The organism is Calothrix anomala FACHB-343 (assembly GCF_014696435.1).
In the GTDB taxonomy this organism is placed as follows: domain Bacteria; phylum Cyanobacteriota; class Cyanobacteriia; order Cyanobacteriales; family Nostocaceae; genus Aulosira; species Aulosira anomala_A.
This window is the reverse complement of the sequence record NZ_JACJQG010000016.1, coordinates 51166-68847: the sequence shown is the minus strand read 5'-3', so window position 1 is coordinate 68847 and position 17682 is coordinate 51166. Positions and strand designations below refer to the sequence as shown.

Genomic DNA, 17682 nt, shown 5'->3' with positions numbered 1-17682 from the left:
TACCCTTGAGGGTATTGCGTCAAAATTGGGATGCTCCCTATGAACTACTGCATGGGGTTAATCTAACGCCCACCTAAAATTTCCGAAATTGCGGCAACAATATCTAGATAAAAGTTACCACTGACAGCGCGGAATAACTCAAATTTAGAACCAGGCGCGCCAAAAAATGGTCTTAAAAACCATCCCAATTGCATCCCAACAAAAGCATATAAAAATAACCAGGATCTTAAAATCGTCGTGCGGGTTTTCTTTCCTACTTCATCTTGTTTAGAAAGTAACTGCATTCCTTCATAGAGAAACTTAATTCCAAAAATACCTGTGATACCAAAAATTAACACGTTTAGCAGTTTAAAAAATTGGTAAGAATTGGGCGCAGTAATCATAAAAAATAGCGTCACGGGAGCCAAGCTAAATAACAGCACGCTAATTACTGATACAGCTGTAAGTAAAACGACGAAATGCTGTTGAAAACTGCTGCGAGAACCAAAGAGAACGTTAAAAAAGAAGAGGGTAGGAAAACAAATTATCAGCGTTAATAAATAAAATGCGGGAAGCTTAATGGCACTAGATATTGCTTGTCCCCAACTGTGAGATGCGCCGATAATTGCGCCGTAAATCGCAAAACAAATAGAACTGGAAACAAACAAGGCGCTGGTTTTACTTTGTAATCTGATTCCTTGGCTAATTTCTTCTAAAAAACCTTGGCGATCGCGCAGTAAACTGATGAGAATCGCAAACTGTTGATTTTTGTAAGATGGCTTCTCAAGCATGTTGATAAATTTGTTAAGTAAGTTGGTGTTAAAATTTGTCTTGAAGGGAAGGCAGAGAAGGGGACAAGGAGGACAAGGAGGACAAGGAGGACAAGGGTGACAAGGGAGAAATAACTTTTTTAAGTCAATTAATTATGAAAAAATTTCATAAATAAATATAAAAATCCCTAATCCCTAATCCCTAGTTACGTAAATGTTGGGTTACCCTACGGGAAGCCGCTTCCGCGTCTACGTTCCTCAACCCAACCTACAATTAAGTCTAATCCCTAGCCCCTAACGAATTCCTAAGAGATAGCCGATAGCTTGTAAAACGCTGAGGTAAAAACTACCTTCTCTATCTCTAAATAGTTGAAATATAGAACCGGGTGTACCAAAAAAAGGCCTGAGAGTCCATCCTAATTGACTACCCACGAAAGCATATAAAAATAGCCAGGAAAATATAATCTTGCGGCGTGTTTTTGTACTTTCATCATCATTTTGTTCTAATACCACGCTTGTAGCTTGGTATAAGGAAGAAATACCGATAAATCCGGTAAAGGAAAATATCACAACATTGAGTAAAATTAAAAATTGATAATTATTGGTAGTGATTAAGAAAAACAGCGTAATTGGTGCAAAGCTAAATAACAATACACTCGTGACCGATACTGCCGTTAATACTAGGGCGAAATGCTGTCCAAAGGTGCGCTTGGAACCGAAAATAATATTAGAAAAATACAGGGTGGGTAAACAAATCAGTAGGGTAATTAAATAAAGCGCTGGTAGTTTTACTGCTGAAGATAAAGCTTGCATCCAGCTATGATATGCGCCAATAATACCGCCATAAATAGCGAGAAATAGGGAACTACAAACCAATAGGGAAATGATTTTATTGGGTAATCTAATTCCTTGGGTAATTTCTTCTAAAAAATTTTGGCGATCGCGCAATAAGCCAATCAAAACTGTAAAGTATTTTATCCCCGAAGATTGCCGTTCAATCATCTTAATCCTCACACCAGGTTTTTGAGAAAAACGCGAGCGATCGCTAATCAGATCGTCGCGTCTTGAGTTTTGTTAAGTTATACCAATTCTCCAAAATTCAGCAACAGATCCAAACTTAAAAACCTTGCTAAATATGGCTTTCTTAATTTTGAATTTTGAATTTTGAATTTTGAATTTGTATTACCCGTCTTGATAGTCACTACCAGAGCCATATTTCCAGCTATCAACTAAACGATGCCAATAATATTGTTGTTGCTGTGGTAGATACTTCATCCATGTTTCTAACATTGTACTCAAGGAAAATAAGGCAGTATAAACACTTAAATTAATGTAATGCACCACCCAATCTAATAAATTCAGCAAGCCAACTTGGGGAATTATTTTGACAATTAATCCGGGATTTGCTAAAGCTGTTTTAAAAAGTGTTTTAGTTAAGGCTGGAAACTGCACTATATCTTGCAGAAACGGCTTGAGTACTGTTGTCCCTAGCTTTTGCATTTGTGCAAATACAACTGCAAGCAGTTGGTTAATTTGCTCTGGGGAAATATTTTGATTTATCCCCACACTCATAGCTTTTTGAAATAGCCAAGTTACGGCTAAACTAGGCTGATAAGGTTGCAGTAAATTCAACGCCTTTGCAGATAATTGATCCGTTTGTAATGCTTCTTCAATCCCCAAAGTTAACCGTTTGAGATGACGCACCATCGCGCCAAAACCACCAAAACTTAAAGGTGATTGACTACCGCTACTATCCCCTACTGGGAGAATGCGATTCCACGGAGTTTTCAGGGGACTTTGGCGATATGTAGGAAAGAAGCCATACAGTACCCGTTGAAACTTTAACTGATTTAATTCCACACCCTGATATTCTGGTAAAAGGCGGAGATATTCGGCAAATAAATCTTCTAAACCTATACGTTGTGGGTGCGCATCCATGTAGGTAAACAAGTAGGTGGTTCTTCCATCCCTAGCGGGAAAAGCTTCCCAGAAGTACTGGCACTGATTGTGCAAGGATGTAAATGATAACAACAAGTCACCAGTGTTATTTTCCGGAAAACCTTGAGCGCAACTTCCCACAACTAAGCATAAAGCATCAGGTTTTTCTCCTTGACGGGCTTGCTGAGCAATTGGCGAAAAATTTCCCATCGCATCGATTAATAACCGAGTTTTCAGTTGATTATTTACCATCACCCCATTGGGATGAACCACAGCTTCAGTTAACGGGGTGTTTTCCCATAACTCACCCCCAGCAGCTAAAAATTTGCTTTTCAATGTCTCTAATAGATATACCGGATCGACACCAATATTGAGAACATCCTCTACCCAAACTTCCGTACCACCAGAAAAGCTGACTCTCGCTGGGTTATATTCAGTAGCGATCGCTGTTTCTAATTCTGCATGAGTTAGCAGATTTAATTCTACAAATACCTCTAACTCTTTACGGGAGATATTCCACTCCTGTTCTCTACCTCGGAGAATCCCCCGTTCAATTAACCCGACTTTCACACCCCTAACAGCTAAAGCACAGCCAATTAAAATCCCTAAAGTACCACCGCAGACAATTACATCCCAGTCTACGCTATCTAAAAGTTGATTATTTTCCTTAACTACCGATGGGATTGGTGATTTATCGGTTCGCAGGGATGCTAAGATGCGATCGCTTTTACGTAAACCAGCCATCACATCCCCTGGTAATTGGGAAAGAATATCTTCAGTGATGCTCATAAACCCTCTGTAATGCTTAATTCTCAGCATAGAGGGAAATTCAATCTTCTTATATCTTTGCCAGATCAAAAGTCAACCGTCAAAAGTCCAATAACAAATGAAAATTGTACAGACAAGGGTTCATCGCGTCTCTGACAAATGACTAATGACTAATACCTAATGTTCTATCTTCAGTAGGGTTAAACCACGGATGTAACTTTGTTACGGTTATTTGTGACATAAAACAAAAAGAAATCACAAGCGGAGTTTGTAATGACATACACCCAAACTGGCGATCCAACTATCAGAGAACATGTTCAAGCTTGGCGACAATTAGATGTAGATCAACAACTCGCTTTGTTTTGGTTCATCTACAAAGAAATGGGTAAAGCAATCACACCAGCAGCACCCGGTGCTAGCACCGTTTCCCCAGAAATTGCTGAAGGTTTGTTTAACCAAGTTCAAGAACTATCCCACGAACAACAATTACAAATTCAACGGGATTTAATTAACAAAGTTGATACCCAAATCTCTCGCCAATATGGTTCATTAGGCGAAACAACTAAGCTACTATTTTGGTATCGCTTATCTCAAGGTATGGATAACGGTACTATCATCCCTATACCTGGAGATTATCAACTTCCCTCACAAGCTAAAGCTTTGTTAGATAGAATTAAAAATCTAGCTTTTGAGCAACAAATTACCCTGTTCCGCGATTATGTTGCACCAATGGGTGCTGAAGCAAAAGCCGGTGCGGGACTTTAAAAATTAACCTTTTGCCTCTGTTATAGTCTCTAACAGAACACAAGCTTCCTATAGTTTAATACTATGGGAAGCTTAATATTTTTCTATTTTATTCTTTTGATAGCTATGTTCCAATACAGTTCAGTTAGTGCCAAAAACCATAAACTGCGTAGGTTGGGTTGAGGAACGAAACCCAACATTTCCAGGGGTTTGTTGGGTTTCACTTCGTTCAACCCAACCTACAATTATCCTTAACTGAACCGTATTGAGCTATGTTCACCCTTATGTATTGCAATGATATTGCGATATAATCACCCCATGCGGAAATTGTGACTTAGAGTTTGTAGTTAAGCATCAAGTAAAAATAAGTAGTGCGAGCATCTTGCTCGCGCGGGCAAGATGCTCGCACTACAAATATTAAAAATAGTTCTAATCATCACATCGAATTATTAGACAAAATAAAATCCCCACATAATTAATGTGAGGAAAGACGTGTGAGTCGTTACATAAGTGTCCTACCAAACATGAGTTTAGAATTAGCTAGACAATCCAATATCTACCTAAAGCATTAATTAAAAAAAAGTTGAGAGATAGGATTTGCTCGCAGTGTTGGTTATTTAATTAAGCGCTTCGGGGCATGGCAGTGCCAGTGCCCCTACAATCAACAATCATCTATACCTCACCAACCGATAATCTGTTGTATCTCAAAATTTATCTTTATATGTGACATTTGTTACATATCATTGATGATGACTATTTAATCCTTTAGATAGATAGTTAAATATACCAAACGGACGAGAAGATTTTACGGTCAACAGTTCGATAATTTATATTGCTGGTATATTACTTTTTAGCCTGCCCTGGGGTGACTCAGGGTTTTATATTGCTTAAAAGTAATCGGATGCTTTCTACCAAAATTTGTGTAAGCGTGAAGAAATATTACACAATTTAACCGAATATTTTCTGAGGGTGTGAGTGATTTTAACGATCGCTAGAACATTTCTTAACACATAGAAGTGTTAGTTTCAGTACAATCACGGGAAGGATAAGATAAGTCTGGGCAGGTAGACCGATGATTATACTATGCTTTGTTACCTACTCCAGGCTAACTACAAGTAATTCTGGAGATTAGGCATGATAGAAAGTTTGATACGCTTAACTAACCAAAATACAGATGCAATGGTAGATATAGTGTGTGGATTTTACCTCGATGGTGACGCTATAGATCGCCAGCAAATTGAACGTGAATTGATCGATTTAGGGACTAAACGTCAGCTAGATAATGGTAGAGAATTAGTCCAAAAACTGCGTCAGCTAGCAGCAGATAGAGGTTTATAGCTAATATCAATAATCAAAGGTTTGTAGTGAGTACTTTGGTACTCACTACCGAAAGTCAATCAGCAAACATTTGCACTGCATAAATTCTGCCATCTAAGCCAGTGGCAATTCCATAACCAAATTTGCTGTATTCAACTGTCAGAAGGTTTTCCCGGTGTCCATTACTATACATCCAACCCCGTTGAAACTTTTCGGCTTCTCCGTAGGTTAAACCAAAACCTTGGGTTTTTCCTTTGACAATATTTTCGCCAACCCCAACCCGGCGATTACCACCTAATGCAAGATAGCGATCGCGCGGACGCATACCTTCAGGAGAGGTATGATCGAAATAATTGCGCTTGAGCATATCCTCTGCATGAAGTTGCGCGGCTAAAGAAAGTAGAGGATCTTCCTTTAAAGCTGACAAACTATTTAAATTGCGATCGCGGTTTACTAAATCTAAAGCAAAAGTTCTAATTTCTGGTAGAGAACGCAACTGTTCTGCATTCCAGATTGTAGCTTTTGGTTTGCCTATTTTCCAGTCTGCACCACCATCGCCATTATCCAAACCACCAGAAAAAATTTTCTTGGGAGAAAGTTCGCTAGCAAAATAGTTAATATCGAGTGGATGTCCTCGTAAAGCCTGGCTAACAAAATGAAAAGTCGGGCTGTAAATTAAAAGCGCCGTAAATAAGAGAACGTATCGCCACCAAATATTAACTTTGCGTTCTGTCCTCATTTGAGTTATCCAAGCTTTAGGGGTGCATAGAAAATTTAGTAGATGCTACAGTTGTGTGCGGTTTAATTTCGCAAACCCTGAGCAATATTAATACCAATGCCTAAAATGCATTTTGCCAGAAAAAGTGTCTTGATGAATACTGGCAAGGAAAATTTTGCAATAATTTTATATTTTTCCAATTTTTACGCAACTGAGTTAAGGTAGATGGCGTAAATTACATTACACCAAATACTGACGCCTGATATGCAGTTGAAGAACATCCTGGTTGCATCTTCTCTAGTAATTACCAGCTTGGCGGTACCTAACGCCGTTAGCGCCCAAAATCGCGGAACTCCTGGACAGTTTGACTTTTACGTATTAACTTTATCTTGGTCGCCTGATTATTGTGCCAAAAATAGCGATCGCGATCCACAGCAATGCAAAGCCGGTAAGAAACTCGGTTTTGTCTTACATGGACTTTGGCCTCAGTATCAAAAAGGTTATCCGGCTAATTGTACAGGAGAAAAATTACCTGCAACAGTAAAACAGCAATTTCCGGGTTTATTCCCTAGCGATAAGCTTTACAGCCATGAATGGGAAAAACATGGTACTTGTTCTGGGAAAACGCCTGCAGAATATTTAGCATTATCTAAACAGTTAAAAAATTCTGTGGCTATTCCCCCAGCTTATAACCGTCCTGCTAAACCTTTTCGTACTACAATTCAAGGACTAAAAAATTTGTTTGTCAACGCTAATCCAGAATTAAATGCTAATAGTATCGCTCCATACTGTTCTGGTTCTGGCAGATTTTTACAAGAAGTTTTCTTCTGCTATTCTAAGGACGGTAAACCAGGTATTTGTAGCCAAGAAATTCTCAACAGATCTAAAAAAAGCTGCGGACAAGCAGATTTTCTGGTAAGAAATGTTCGATAGTCAGTATGTACTAAAAATCTTACCAATGACAAATGACAAATGACAGCCCTAGCTAGTTATCTTTAATTACTCCTACCGACTTAACAAATGATATGCTGCTTGTGAATCCTCACAATTAGCATTAGCCATGAACCCTGAATTAGTTTATCGCAGCCTTCTTACTCCGTTAACCTTTATTCAACGTAATGCTAAAGTATATAGTCATAAAGTCGCGATTATATATCAACAAAAACGCTTCACTTACGGCGAATTTACAGCTAGGATAAATTGTCTAGCCTCAGGGTTGCGTCATAGTGGATTAGAAAAAGGCGATCGCGTCGCCTTTTTTTGTTTCAATACTCCCCCCATGCTAGAAGCCCATTTTGCTGTACCTTTGGCTGGTGGCGTTTTAGTAGCTATTAATACTCGATTAGCGCCTCAAGAAGTTGCCTATATTTTGAATGATTGCGGGGCTAAATTTTTGTTTGTCGATACAGAGTTAGCTAATATTATTCGACCAATTCAAGATAGTTTAGAGACGGTAAAACATATCATTAATATCAGCGATATAGCCGAATTCGCACCTTTGGAGGGTGAGGATTATGAAGCCTTTCTGCAAACTGGTAATCCTGAGCCTGTATCTTGGGTAATTACTGATGAAATGGAAACAATCTCGATTAATTATACTAGCGGTACTTCTGGTAAACCCAAAGGCGTCATGTATTCTCACCGAGGCGCATATATTAATTCTTTAGGCGAAATTATTGAAACTACATTAACACCAGACTCAGTTTATCTCTGGACTTTACCGATGTTTCACTGCAATGGTTGGTGTTTTACTTGGGCGGTAACTGCTATTGGTGGTACTCATATTTGTTTGCGGAAATTTAACCCAAGCCATGTCTGGAAATTAATTCAACAAGAAGGCGTCACACATTTAAATGCTGCACCTGTAATTTTAATTTCGCTATTAAATAATCGCGATTGTCCGCCATTATTAAAAACACCTCTCACCATCACCACAGCAGGCGCACCACCTTCACCCACATTAATTGCTAAAATTAGCGAAATTGGTGCCAAGATTATCCATGTTTACGGTTTAACAGAAGTTTATGGCCCTTATACCGTGGGTGAATATCAAGCAGATTGGCAAGATTTAGATATTACGGAAAAAGCCAAACTTTTAGCGCGTCAAGGCGTACCTTATATAGGTGCGGATGGCTTGCGAGTAGTCGATGCAAATATGCATGATGTCCCCGCAGATGGACAAACAATGGGGGAGGTGGTGATGCAAGGAAATATGGTGATGACAGGCTATTATAACGATGCAGAAGCCACAGAAAGGGCATTTAGAGGCGGATGGTTTCATAGCGGGGATTTAGCGGTGATGCATCCTGACGGTTATATTGAAATTCGCGATCGCATGAAAGATATCATCATTACTAGCGGCGAAAATGTCTCTAGTATTGAAGTTGAACAATGTCTCTATCGCCATGAAGCCGTGTTAGAGTGTGCAGTAATTGCTATACCCCATCCCAAACGCGGCGAAGTTCCCAAAGCGTTTGTCACCTTAAAAGAGGGAGTGGAAATTACAGAACAAGAATTAATTCAATTTTGTCGCCAGCACATAGCAGGATTTAAATGTCCGACAAAGATTGAATTTACAAATTTACCCAAAACCAGCACAGGTAAAATTCAAAAATATCTATTACGTGCAAAAGAATGGGTAGGTTTTGAAAAGAAAGTTTTCGGCGGTTAATTGCAACCCGTAGGGGCGGGGTTTCCCCCATTGGTGTCAACTTAACGCGAAACCCTTATCCTAACTGGCTCCCATGCTCTGCGTGGGAGCGATGATCCTGAGGCTCTGCCTCAATTTATTCAGAAGACGAGGCAGAGCCTCGCAATACGCATTTCCAGCCGGAGGCTGGAAACGAGATAGAGAAAAGTTTTGAGCTTAAGTTGACACCAATGGGAAACCCCGCCCTTCTTCGCGACAATTCACATATCACAAACAATTTTGAATCGAATCGAACCGCAGCGCATCACAACCTTTAGGTGATACTTTAGCCTTTAAAAATTATGTCATATAGTGACAGCAAAATCTCCACCACAATGAGAATTACCACATACCACTCTACTCGTTGACTACTGCTATGCTGCATGAACTCCAGAACTGTTTGTGCAGTTTGGGAAATTAGCTCTAATTTCCGTTCTAAAGCATGGTGACGCTCACGAATTTCGTATTCATCTTCTAAGCGCAAATATAAATTTTCTAGTTGTGGAGATTCCCACAGTAACTCTGGCTTATCAATTATCTCTACTCGTCCCACAATTTTATGTTGAACTAATAACGTAGTACCGAGTTGACGCAGTAATTCCCGACTTTGGCGTTTACTTCTATGTTCACTCTGAAGACTAGCAGCAAACGGTTCAATTTGATCGAATACAGTAGCTAGGCTAGTTTCATAATGAGACAGTACAACACTTTTAGCGAGAATATCAGCCACGATTTGCAAGCGTTCTACATTAAAATCATGGAGTAAAATTTTTCCTTCCTTAACTCTCTCACTTTCAGCCAGTTTGAGTTGAATTTCTACCTCTTCTGTTTCTGGGTTAGCAAAAGCGTCAATAACTTGAGAGGATAGTTTAGTCAAGAAGTCTATCTTTTCTACAGGCTCAAGGTTAAATAAGACAACTGCACCATAGCTCAACAGTACCGCACAGCCATGTTCGCCTACTGAAACCATTAATGGCATAGTCGCCAAGCAAACGTAATTATCCAATGATTGTAAGTTAATTTTCTTACCAAGGAATAGGGCTTGCGCTCTCAAGCTACCTCTTTCGTTAAAAAGGAGTTTTTGCATAGTCGCGCTAATACTCTGCCTGTTCATTTATTGTGGTAGCGATCGCAATTACTTCGAGATTTTCGGATATCAACACAATCTCAGCTTACCAATAAACCTGTCCACCGCTACCAATCAATGAGTAGCAGTTAATTTGTTGCTCGTTGAACACTTTACTAGTCTTAATCTGAGAAATTCCTCTGGTTGAAAAAGCTGTGTCAAGCTGTAGGGGTAACAGTGAAATATTCCGATTGCCTTAGTTCTCTACTACTTAGTGCAAATATGCCTTCCATTACTTACAATCGCACAGACAGCCAGCAGCCGCCAAGTGTCACCCTCAAAGATTATATTATCCGCCCAGGGCTACATATTCTCAGCCACGAGCAGATAAGATTAGTCCGCGCACAAATACAGGATAATTCTCAACTGGAAAATTTAGTGAATCAAGGTGTAATTAAGTTAAATGGCTAATCATTTGCTGGGAGCCAGTTAATAAAATAAAGGTGGACGAATCGCCCACCTTATTATTTAAACCCCTGACCAATGACCAATGACAAATGACCAATGACAAATAACCAACAATTAAGCTATCGTCACATCTGGCGATAAATAAACATCCTGAATTGCATGGAACAGTTTCACACCTTCCTCAAAAGGACGTTGAAACGCCTTGCGCCCAGAAATTAATCCCGTACCGCCAGCGCGTTTATTAATTACGGCTGTACGCACTGCTTCTGCAAAATCATTTTTACCAGAAGCGCCACCAGAATTAATTAATCCGGCGCGTCCGCAATAGCAATTGAGTACTTGATAACGAGTTAAATCAATGGGATGATCTGTGGTTAAATCGGTGTAAATTCGTTCGTTAGTTTTACCGTAAGATTCGCCAGTGGCTTTGTTTATAGCACCGTAACCATTATTATTTTCTGGTAACTTCTGTTTAATAATGTCGGCTTCGATGGTAACACCTAAATGATTAGCTTGTCCGGTAAGGTCGGCTGCAAGATGATAGTCTTTATCTTGTTTAAAAGCACTATTTCTGAGATAGCACCACAGAATAGTTACCAAGCCTAATTCATGGGCATATTTAAAAGCTTGGCTAATTTCTTGAATTTGTCTGGTAGACTGTTCGGAACCAAAATAAATTGTCGCGCCTACGGCTGCTGCGCCTAAATTCCAAGCTTGTTCGACATCAGCAAATAAGATTTGGTCAAATTGATTAGGAAAAGTTAACAATTCGTTGTGATTTAATTTGACGATAAAGGGGATTTTGTGAGCATATTTGCGGGAAACACTGCCCAATACTCCCAACGTTGTCGCCACTGCATTACAACCACCAGCTATTGCTAACCTGATAATATTTTCTGGGTCAAAATAGATAGGATTAGGAGAAAAAGATGCACCGGCGGAATGCTCAATTCCTTGGTCTACGGGGAGAATGGAGAGATAACCAGTATATGCTAGACGACCAGTAGCATGAATTTGTTGGAGATTGCGCAACACTTGGGGATTGCGATCGCTATTTAACCAAACTCTATCAATAAAGTCTCGCCCTGGTAAATGTAACAAATCTTGAGTCACCTTGGCTTTGTATGTCAGCAGGTCTTCTGCTTCTGCACCTAAATAAGACTCAATGGAACCACCTGCTAAGAGCGTTGCAGTCATAGATTTTTCCTCAAAAATTGAGTAAATGACCTGGCTTTGAAGATAACACTCTTACTATTTATAACTTATTATCCTCTGGTTAAATTTAAGAGAGTTTTATTTTTACTGGTTTCTGTATCTTCAGAGCGATCGCAATTATTTATGATATAAAGAAATTGATTTTTTACAATATATCTAAAGATATATATCAAGGGTAAATAATTATTAATTTAGTCATTGGTCAGAGACGCGATTCATCGCGTCTGTACAATAGTCCTCCTTGTCTTCCTTGTCCCCCTTGTCCCTGAATATATGAGCGATCAACAGATACCAGAAAAGATACATGATAATAGCGATCGCACTTTGCAACAACTAGCTTGGGCGATAGAAGCTTCTGTAGGGCAGTTTAAGCTAATTTTGGCACGGTGCAATTATAGTAATTTACGCGATCGCCTGATCGACCAATTAAAAGCCATCTCTCGCGTCGAAATTAGCATTCTGGTAGTTCAAGAAACCAACAGAACCCTTTACAGCGCCATTCGCGAGGAATTTAGCGGACAATTACCGGCTTGTTTAATGGTTGTGGGTTTAGATTCAGTGCGGGATTTACCGCAGATGTTAACTTCTGCTAATCAAGTACGGGAAGAATTTCGCAAGCATTTTCCTTTTCCTTTGGTGCTGTGGATTAACGATGAAGTTCACAAACAATTAATGCAAATTGCGCCTGATTTAGAAAGTTGGGCGATTACCAGAAACTTTACTATCTCTAAACAAGATTTAGTTAATTTTGTTCAAGTAACGGCTAATCAATGGTTTGACAATCGCTTGAATTTTAATTTTGCTGAATATCTGAAATTAGAAGCGGAACTTACAGCCGCCCAAAGAGATTTATTTACAGATGCTCAATTTAATAATTTAGAAATTCAGGCTGATATCGCCTCATTATTGGGCTGGATTAAACAGGTAAATCAACAAATAGATTTAGCCATAGAACATTATCAAAAAGCTATTATACTTTGGCAACGAGGGAATAATTTAGAGCGACAAATTAAGATAATTGGTAATTTAACTTTGTGCTATTACCTCAAAGCTGCTAAATGTCTTGATATTCATCGCGCCGATTGGCGAAATGTGGGGCATTATTTAGAACAATATATAAAGTTACTCACGCAAACACAAAATCAAAATATCATTGCCGAATCTATAGAACAATTAGGTAATATTCTCCGTGATGTCAGCATTTGGCAACAATTCCAAAACTTAGCAGAACAGTTAAAAACCTTTGCCCAACAAGCTTTAAACATACATGAGGCGAATAATCAACCGCGAGAATTAGCTAAAGATTATGCCCTATTAGCGGAAGTTGCTCTCGTGCAAAAATCTTGGCAAGAAGCGAATGATTTTATTCAGCAAGCGCTGATAATTTGGGCAAATATTCCTAGTCTGGAATCTGGCTTATTATCTGAAAAACTAGAAAATTTAGTTAATGCTAATGATTTTAGTCTTTATCAATTTATTTTAGCGCTTTCTCAATACCACTTGGGGCAAATTCAAGACGCAATTAGTAGCTTAGAAGTTGCCAAAAAACAACTTAATCCTTTAAAAGACCTCAAGCTTTATCTCCAAATACTCAATTATTTGCAGCAACTCTATTTTGACCAGCAAGAATATTTTAAAGCTTACGAAGTTAAACAACAACAGCGTTCAGTTGAACAACAATTTGGCTTGCGGGCGTTTATTGGTGCGGGACGTTTAGGTTCAACTAAGCAAGTAATTGGGGAAACTGTCCAAGCATCTAGTTTACAAGAAAATATTGCTCCAGAAATCGCCGCATCTGGGCGTCAACTTGATGTAGAACGCTTATTAGAACGCATCGGTCGCCCTGATTATAAATTAATAGTTATATATGGGCAATCTGGTGTGGGGAAAAGTTCCTTAATTCATGCGGGATTAGTCCCAGCTTTGAAACAGAAAGCCATCGGTATTCAAGATAACTTACCTGTTGTCATGCGCTTTTACACCAACTGGGAAGAGGAGTTGGGGAGATTGTTGGGGGATGAGGGACAAGGGGGACAAGGGGGACAAGGAGGACAAGGGGGACAAGGGAAGGGGGAATTAAGGGGTGGGGGTTTGGGTTTTTTACTCGACAATTCGAGTTCGGAACATGACAATTCGAGCTTTTTACTTGATACTTCGAGTTCGGAACATGATAGTTCGAGTTTAGAACACGACAATTCGAGCTTTTTACTCGATACTTCGAGTTCGGAAGGGGAAAGTTCGAGCTTTTTACTCGATACTTCGACTTCAGAAGGGGAAAGTTCGAGTTCGGAACCTGATAATTCGAGCTTTTTACTCAATACTTCGACTTCGGAAGGGAAAAGTCCCAGCTTTTTACTCAACAATCCCCACTCTCCCCTGTCCCCCTTGTCCCCCTTGTCCCCCTCTTCCCCCTCCTTCCTCAAGCTTCTGGCTCAATTGCGGGATAAGGAAGCTAAAAACCTCCGCACTGTCTTAATTTTCGACCAGTTTGAAGAATTTTTCTTCACTTACCCAGAACCAGCACAGAGACGAGAATTTTTTGAGTTCTTGGGTGAATGTTTTAACGTTCTCTCTGTAAAAGTTATTCTCTCCTTGCGGATAGATTACTTGCATTATTTACTAGAATGCAACGATCTGCCGAATATGCAGATAATTAGTAATGATATTCTCAGCAAAAATGTTTTGTATAAGTTGGGGAATTTCTCACCTACTGATGCAAAATCAATTATTCAGCGCTTAACTGAGAATAGTAGCTTTCGCTTAGAACCTAAATTAATTGACCAATTAGTTAAAGATTTAGCTAGGGAAATCGGGGAGGTGCGCCCCATAGAATTACAAGTAGTTGGCGCACAACTGCAAACCGAGAATATTACAACTTTGGCAGAATATCGCCGTCGGGGTACTAAAGAACAACTGGTAGAACATTATTTAGATGAAGTTGTTCGCGATTGCGGTGGAGAAAATCAGCAATTGGCAGATTTATTACTGTATTTACTCACCGATGAAAAAGGTACTCGCCCTCTGAGAACTTTAATTGAATTAGAACGCGACTTAAAAGTTTTAGTTAAGGAAAATCGGCAGATTCGTCAGCAAAAAAATCGCCGGCTGAGATTCAGGGGAAGGAAAAAAATTACCCAAGAAACTACTTCATTAAAACCTGAATTACCTTTGAGTGAAAAATTAGAGTTAGTTTTGGCGATTTTTGTCAAATCTGGCTTGGTAGTTTTGTTAAAAGAAAACCCAGGCGATCGCTATCAGCTGGTACATGACTATTTAGCCGGCTTTATCCGTCAGCAACAAGAACCGAAGCTGAAAGAATTAATGGCGGAATTAGATAAAGAAAGAACTCAACGCCAATTAGGAGAAGAAAAACTTAATCTTTTACTCAAACGCGCCTTAATCGGTTCGGTATTCACAGGATTAGTCTTTGCTGGTTTAGCTGCGGGAATCTGGCGTTGGGCGATAGAAGCCGAAGCCCAAAGAAGACAGGCGGAAATTAATGAAATTAGTTCCTTAACTAACTCTTCTAACGCTTTTTCCGCCTCTGGACAAACTAGAGATGCAATTCTTGAAGCCTTAAAAGCTGTCACAAGATTGCACAAATTAAACCAACCACCAGCAACTACCCAAATGCGCGTTATTGGTAGATTGCGAGAAGCGGTATATTTACAACCGCAGAATAAATTCCAACAACTACAAACCCTCACCAGTCATCATCAGGGAGTGAGAAGCGTTGCTTTTAGCAGTGATGGTAAACTTTTGGCTTCTGGGAGTAATGATAACAGCATCAAAATTTGGGATGTCACCACCGCTAAATTATTGCAAAGCATCAGTCAAAGCGATGAGGTGAATACTGTTACCTTTAGCAATGATGGTAAACTCTTAGCTGCTGGCTCAAATGACAACAGCATCAAAATTTGGGATGTTACCTCTGGTAAATTACTAAAAACTTTCAACGGTCATAGCAAATTGGTTAACAGCGTCAGCTTTAGCCCTGACGGTAAACTATTAGCTTCTGCAAGCGATGACAACAGCATTAAAATTTGGGATGTCACCACTGGTAAATTGCTGCGAACCCTTACCGGACATCAAAATTGGGTGATGACTGTCACCTTTAGCAGTGATGGTAAAATTTTGGCTTCTGGGAGTAATGACAAAAGCATCAAAATTTGGGATGTGAATAGCGGTAAAGTATTGCAAACCCTTAGCAGTCATCGCGATTCCGTCACCAGCGTTGCTTTTAGTAGCGATGATAAAAAGCTAGCTTCCGGAAGTAGCGATCGCACTGTTAAACTTTGGAATCTCACCACCAGTAAAGTTATCCAAAATTTTAGCAGTCATAGCGATCGAGTAAATGCGATCGCGTTTAGCAGTGACAATCAACAAATAGTCTCTGGAAGTCAAGACAAAACCGTGAAAATTTGGGATGTCACCAATGGTAAAGTTTTGCAAACCCTTGGCGGTCATCGCAATTCCGTTAATAGCGTCGCTTTGAGCCGCGATGGTAAAAAATTAGCTTCTGCAAGCGATGATAGTAACATTAAACTATGGGATCTCACTATTGGTAAAGTTATAGATACCCTTCCCAGTGCAGCTTATCCTGAAAATGGTCATAGTATTTGGGTAAATGCGATCGCTTTTAGCCGTGATGGTAAACAAATAGTCTCTGGAGGTTGGGACAAAACTGTAAAAATCTGGGATGTCACCACAGGTAAAGTATTACAAACCCTTATCGGTCATAATGAATTAGTCAATAGCGTCGCCTTTAGCCCCGATGGGACAAAATCCGCTTCTGGGAGTGACGATAACACCGTGAAAATTTGGGATGTCACCACCGGGAAACTGCTACACACCCTAGTCACCCCAGCAGATAACAACAAAAATCAAAAAAATCAAATTAACAGCGTCGCCTTTAGCCCCGATGGTAAATTATTAGCTTCTGGGAGTAGTAACCACACCATCAAAATTTGGGATGTTTCCACCGGAAAAATGCTGCGTACCTTCCAAGGTTTCTTTGTATATTTAAGAAGCGGTCATCGCGATGCAGTCAATAGCGTTAGCTTCAGTCCCGATGGTAAACAATTAGCCTCTGGAAGCAGCGACAACACCATCAAACTTTGGGATATCGCCACCGGTCAAGTTTTGCAAACCCTGAATTTACCAAGCAATCCTCACAATATTAATAGCGATTCTATTAATAGCGTTAGCTTCAGTCCCGATGGTAAACAATTAGCTTCTGGAAGCAGCAACAACACTATTAAAATCTGGGATATTGCCACCGGTCAAGTTTTGCAAACCCTAATAGGTCATACTAATTGGGTGAGAAGCGTCGCCTTTAGCTTTGATGGTAAACAGTTAGTATCTGGAAGTGATGACAGCACCATTAAACTTTGGGATGTAGCCACCGGTCAACTTCTTAAAACTTTAACTAGCGGTTACAGCGATTCACTCAATAGTGTCAGCTTTAGCCCAGATGGTAAACACATAGCTTCTGCTAGTAGCGACAACAAAATAATTATCTGGAATTTCAACTTAGAAGAATTAGTCAAAGATGGCTGTAGTTTAATCGATAATTATTTAATTCTCCATCCCGAAACCCTAGCAGAATTAGAATTATGTCAAACTCAACTCTTGCGAGTCCAAGCAGCTACAGTATTAGTTAACCAAGGTGAGAAGTTAGCACCAATGGGTGATATTAATGGTGCTGTTACAAAATTCCGCCAAGCCCAGCAATGGGATGAAAATTTAAAATTTGACCCGAAATCTAAAGCTGAGGATTTGGCGGGTAAGGGAAATAATTAATAATTTAAAATAAAATTTATCTGTGAAGTTGCATAGGAGAGATTTTTTTAACGCAAAGGTGCGCTAAGGTTTACGCTAAGGTACGCAGAGTTTTTTCTGTTCTATATCCTTTGAGGAGAATTAGGTGCATTTTTATATTAAGTTGGTATTATCCCTTTAAATGTGCATAATTATTGACCATTGACCATTGACCATTGACTATTGACTA

The 17682-nt window shown here is 39.5% G+C and carries 12 protein-coding genes; 6 read left to right on the top strand and 6 right to left on the bottom strand.

What is annotated here, in order from left to right; all coding sequences use genetic code 11:
• Positions 1 to 62 precede the first annotated feature (62 nt).
• The 3 genes from H6G08_RS11460 to H6G08_RS11450 form a co-directional block, all read right to left on the bottom strand.
• Positions 63 to 770 carry an actin-binding WH2 domain-containing protein gene (locus tag H6G08_RS11460; RefSeq protein ID WP_190541949.1) on the bottom strand — a complete coding sequence of 236 codons (708 nt, stop codon included), beginning with the start codon at positions 768 to 770 and terminating at the stop codon, positions 63 to 65.
• A gap of 273 nt (positions 771 to 1043) precedes the next feature.
• On the bottom strand, positions 1044 to 1751 hold the full coding sequence (locus tag H6G08_RS11455; RefSeq protein ID WP_190541946.1) for an actin-binding WH2 domain-containing protein: 708 nt from the start codon (positions 1749 to 1751) through the stop codon (positions 1044 to 1046).
• Positions 1752 to 1931: 180 nt separating this feature from the next.
• The gene (locus H6G08_RS11450; RefSeq protein ID WP_190541943.1) at positions 1932 to 3476 is read right to left on the bottom strand and encodes an FAD-dependent oxidoreductase; all 1545 of its coding nucleotides are present in this window, start codon (positions 3474 to 3476) and stop codon (positions 1932 to 1934) included.
• 252 nt (positions 3477 to 3728) lie between these two features.
• Between H6G08_RS11450 and H6G08_RS11445 the strand changes: the two genes are divergently transcribed.
• Together H6G08_RS11445 and H6G08_RS11440 are read left to right on the top strand one after the other, a co-directional pair.
• On the top strand, positions 3729 to 4220 hold the full coding sequence (locus tag H6G08_RS11445; protein WP_190541940.1) for an orange carotenoid protein N-terminal domain-containing protein: 492 nt from the start codon (positions 3729 to 3731) through the stop codon (positions 4218 to 4220).
• A gap of 1113 nt (positions 4221 to 5333) precedes the next feature.
• Complete coding sequence (locus H6G08_RS11440) at positions 5334 to 5537, top strand: hypothetical protein (RefSeq protein WP_190541937.1); 204 nt, start codon at positions 5334 to 5336, stop codon at positions 5535 to 5537.
• Positions 5538 to 5592: 55 nt separating this feature from the next.
• Here the strand turns inward: H6G08_RS11440 and H6G08_RS11435 are convergent, their stop codons facing one another.
• Entirely contained in the window at positions 5593 to 6255 is a 663-nt protein-coding gene (locus tag H6G08_RS11435; RefSeq protein WP_190541934.1) for a CAP domain-containing protein, read from the bottom strand.
• 243 nt (positions 6256 to 6498) lie between these two features.
• Between H6G08_RS11435 and H6G08_RS11430 the strand changes: the two genes are divergently transcribed.
• Positions 6499 to 7167 carry a ribonuclease T2 family protein gene (locus tag H6G08_RS11430; protein ID WP_190541931.1) on the top strand — a complete coding sequence of 223 codons (669 nt, stop codon included), beginning with the start codon at positions 6499 to 6501 and terminating at the stop codon, positions 7165 to 7167.
• A gap of 127 nt (positions 7168 to 7294) precedes the next feature.
• Positions 7295 to 8905, top strand: coding sequence for an acyl--CoA ligase family protein (locus tag H6G08_RS11425; protein ID WP_190541928.1), 1611 nt, complete (start codon positions 7295 to 7297; stop codon positions 8903 to 8905).
• A 304-nt stretch (positions 8906 to 9209) separates the two neighbouring features.
• Here H6G08_RS11425 and H6G08_RS11420 read toward each other — a convergent pair whose 3' ends face one another.
• The gene (locus tag H6G08_RS11420; RefSeq protein ID WP_190541924.1) at positions 9210 to 10010 is read right to left on the bottom strand and encodes an RMD1 family protein; all 801 of its coding nucleotides are present in this window, start codon (positions 10008 to 10010) and stop codon (positions 9210 to 9212) included.
• Between the two features lie 261 nt (positions 10011 to 10271).
• Here H6G08_RS11420 and H6G08_RS11415 point away from each other — a divergent pair, with 261 nt between their 5' ends.
• Positions 10272 to 10460, top strand: a complete 189-nt coding sequence (locus H6G08_RS11415; protein ID WP_190541921.1) for a hypothetical protein — start codon at positions 10272 to 10274, stop codon at positions 10458 to 10460.
• Between the two features lie 111 nt (positions 10461 to 10571).
• Here H6G08_RS11415 and H6G08_RS11410 read toward each other — a convergent pair whose 3' ends face one another.
• Positions 10572 to 11654, bottom strand: a complete 1083-nt coding sequence (locus H6G08_RS11410; protein ID WP_190541918.1) for a class I fructose-bisphosphate aldolase — start codon at positions 11652 to 11654, stop codon at positions 10572 to 10574.
• 291 nt (positions 11655 to 11945) lie between these two features.
• Here H6G08_RS11410 and H6G08_RS11405 point away from each other — a divergent pair, with 291 nt between their 5' ends.
• Positions 11946 to 17474: a WD40 domain-containing protein gene (locus tag H6G08_RS11405; RefSeq protein WP_190541915.1), complete on the top strand. Its 5529-nt coding sequence runs from the start codon at positions 11946 to 11948 to the stop codon at positions 17472 to 17474.
• Positions 17475 to 17682 lie beyond the last annotated feature (208 nt).

What these genes read in the sequence shown, in the direction of transcription:
- H6G08_RS11430 (WP_190541931.1), top strand. Translation starts at nt 6,499, where the DNA reads ATGCAGTTGAAGAACATCCTGGTTGCATCTTCTCTAGTAATTACCAGC.
- H6G08_RS11460 (WP_190541949.1), bottom strand. Translation starts at nt 770, where the DNA reads ATGCTTGAGAAGCCATCTTACAAAAATCAACAGTTTGCGATTCTCATC.
- H6G08_RS11415 (WP_190541921.1), top strand. Translation starts at nt 10,272, where the DNA reads ATGCCTTCCATTACTTACAATCGCACAGACAGCCAGCAGCCGCCAAGT.
- H6G08_RS11450 (WP_190541943.1), bottom strand. Translation starts at nt 3,476, where the DNA reads ATGAGCATCACTGAAGATATTCTTTCCCAATTACCAGGGGATGTGATG.
- H6G08_RS11435 (WP_190541934.1), bottom strand. Translation starts at nt 6,255, where the DNA reads ATGAGGACAGAACGCAAAGTTAATATTTGGTGGCGATACGTTCTCTTA.
- H6G08_RS11445 (WP_190541940.1), top strand. Translation starts at nt 3,729, where the DNA reads ATGACATACACCCAAACTGGCGATCCAACTATCAGAGAACATGTTCAA.
- H6G08_RS11420 (WP_190541924.1), bottom strand. Translation starts at nt 10,010, where the DNA reads ATGCAAAAACTCCTTTTTAACGAAAGAGGTAGCTTGAGAGCGCAAGCC.
- H6G08_RS11440 (WP_190541937.1), top strand. Translation starts at nt 5,334, where the DNA reads ATGATAGAAAGTTTGATACGCTTAACTAACCAAAATACAGATGCAATG.
- H6G08_RS11425 (WP_190541928.1), top strand. Translation starts at nt 7,295, where the DNA reads ATGAACCCTGAATTAGTTTATCGCAGCCTTCTTACTCCGTTAACCTTT.
- H6G08_RS11455 (WP_190541946.1), bottom strand. Translation starts at nt 1,751, where the DNA reads ATGATTGAACGGCAATCTTCGGGGATAAAATACTTTACAGTTTTGATT.
- H6G08_RS11405 (WP_190541915.1), top strand. Translation starts at nt 11,946, where the DNA reads ATGAGCGATCAACAGATACCAGAAAAGATACATGATAATAGCGATCGC.
- H6G08_RS11410 (WP_190541918.1), bottom strand. Translation starts at nt 11,654, where the DNA reads ATGACTGCAACGCTCTTAGCAGGTGGTTCCATTGAGTCTTATTTAGGT.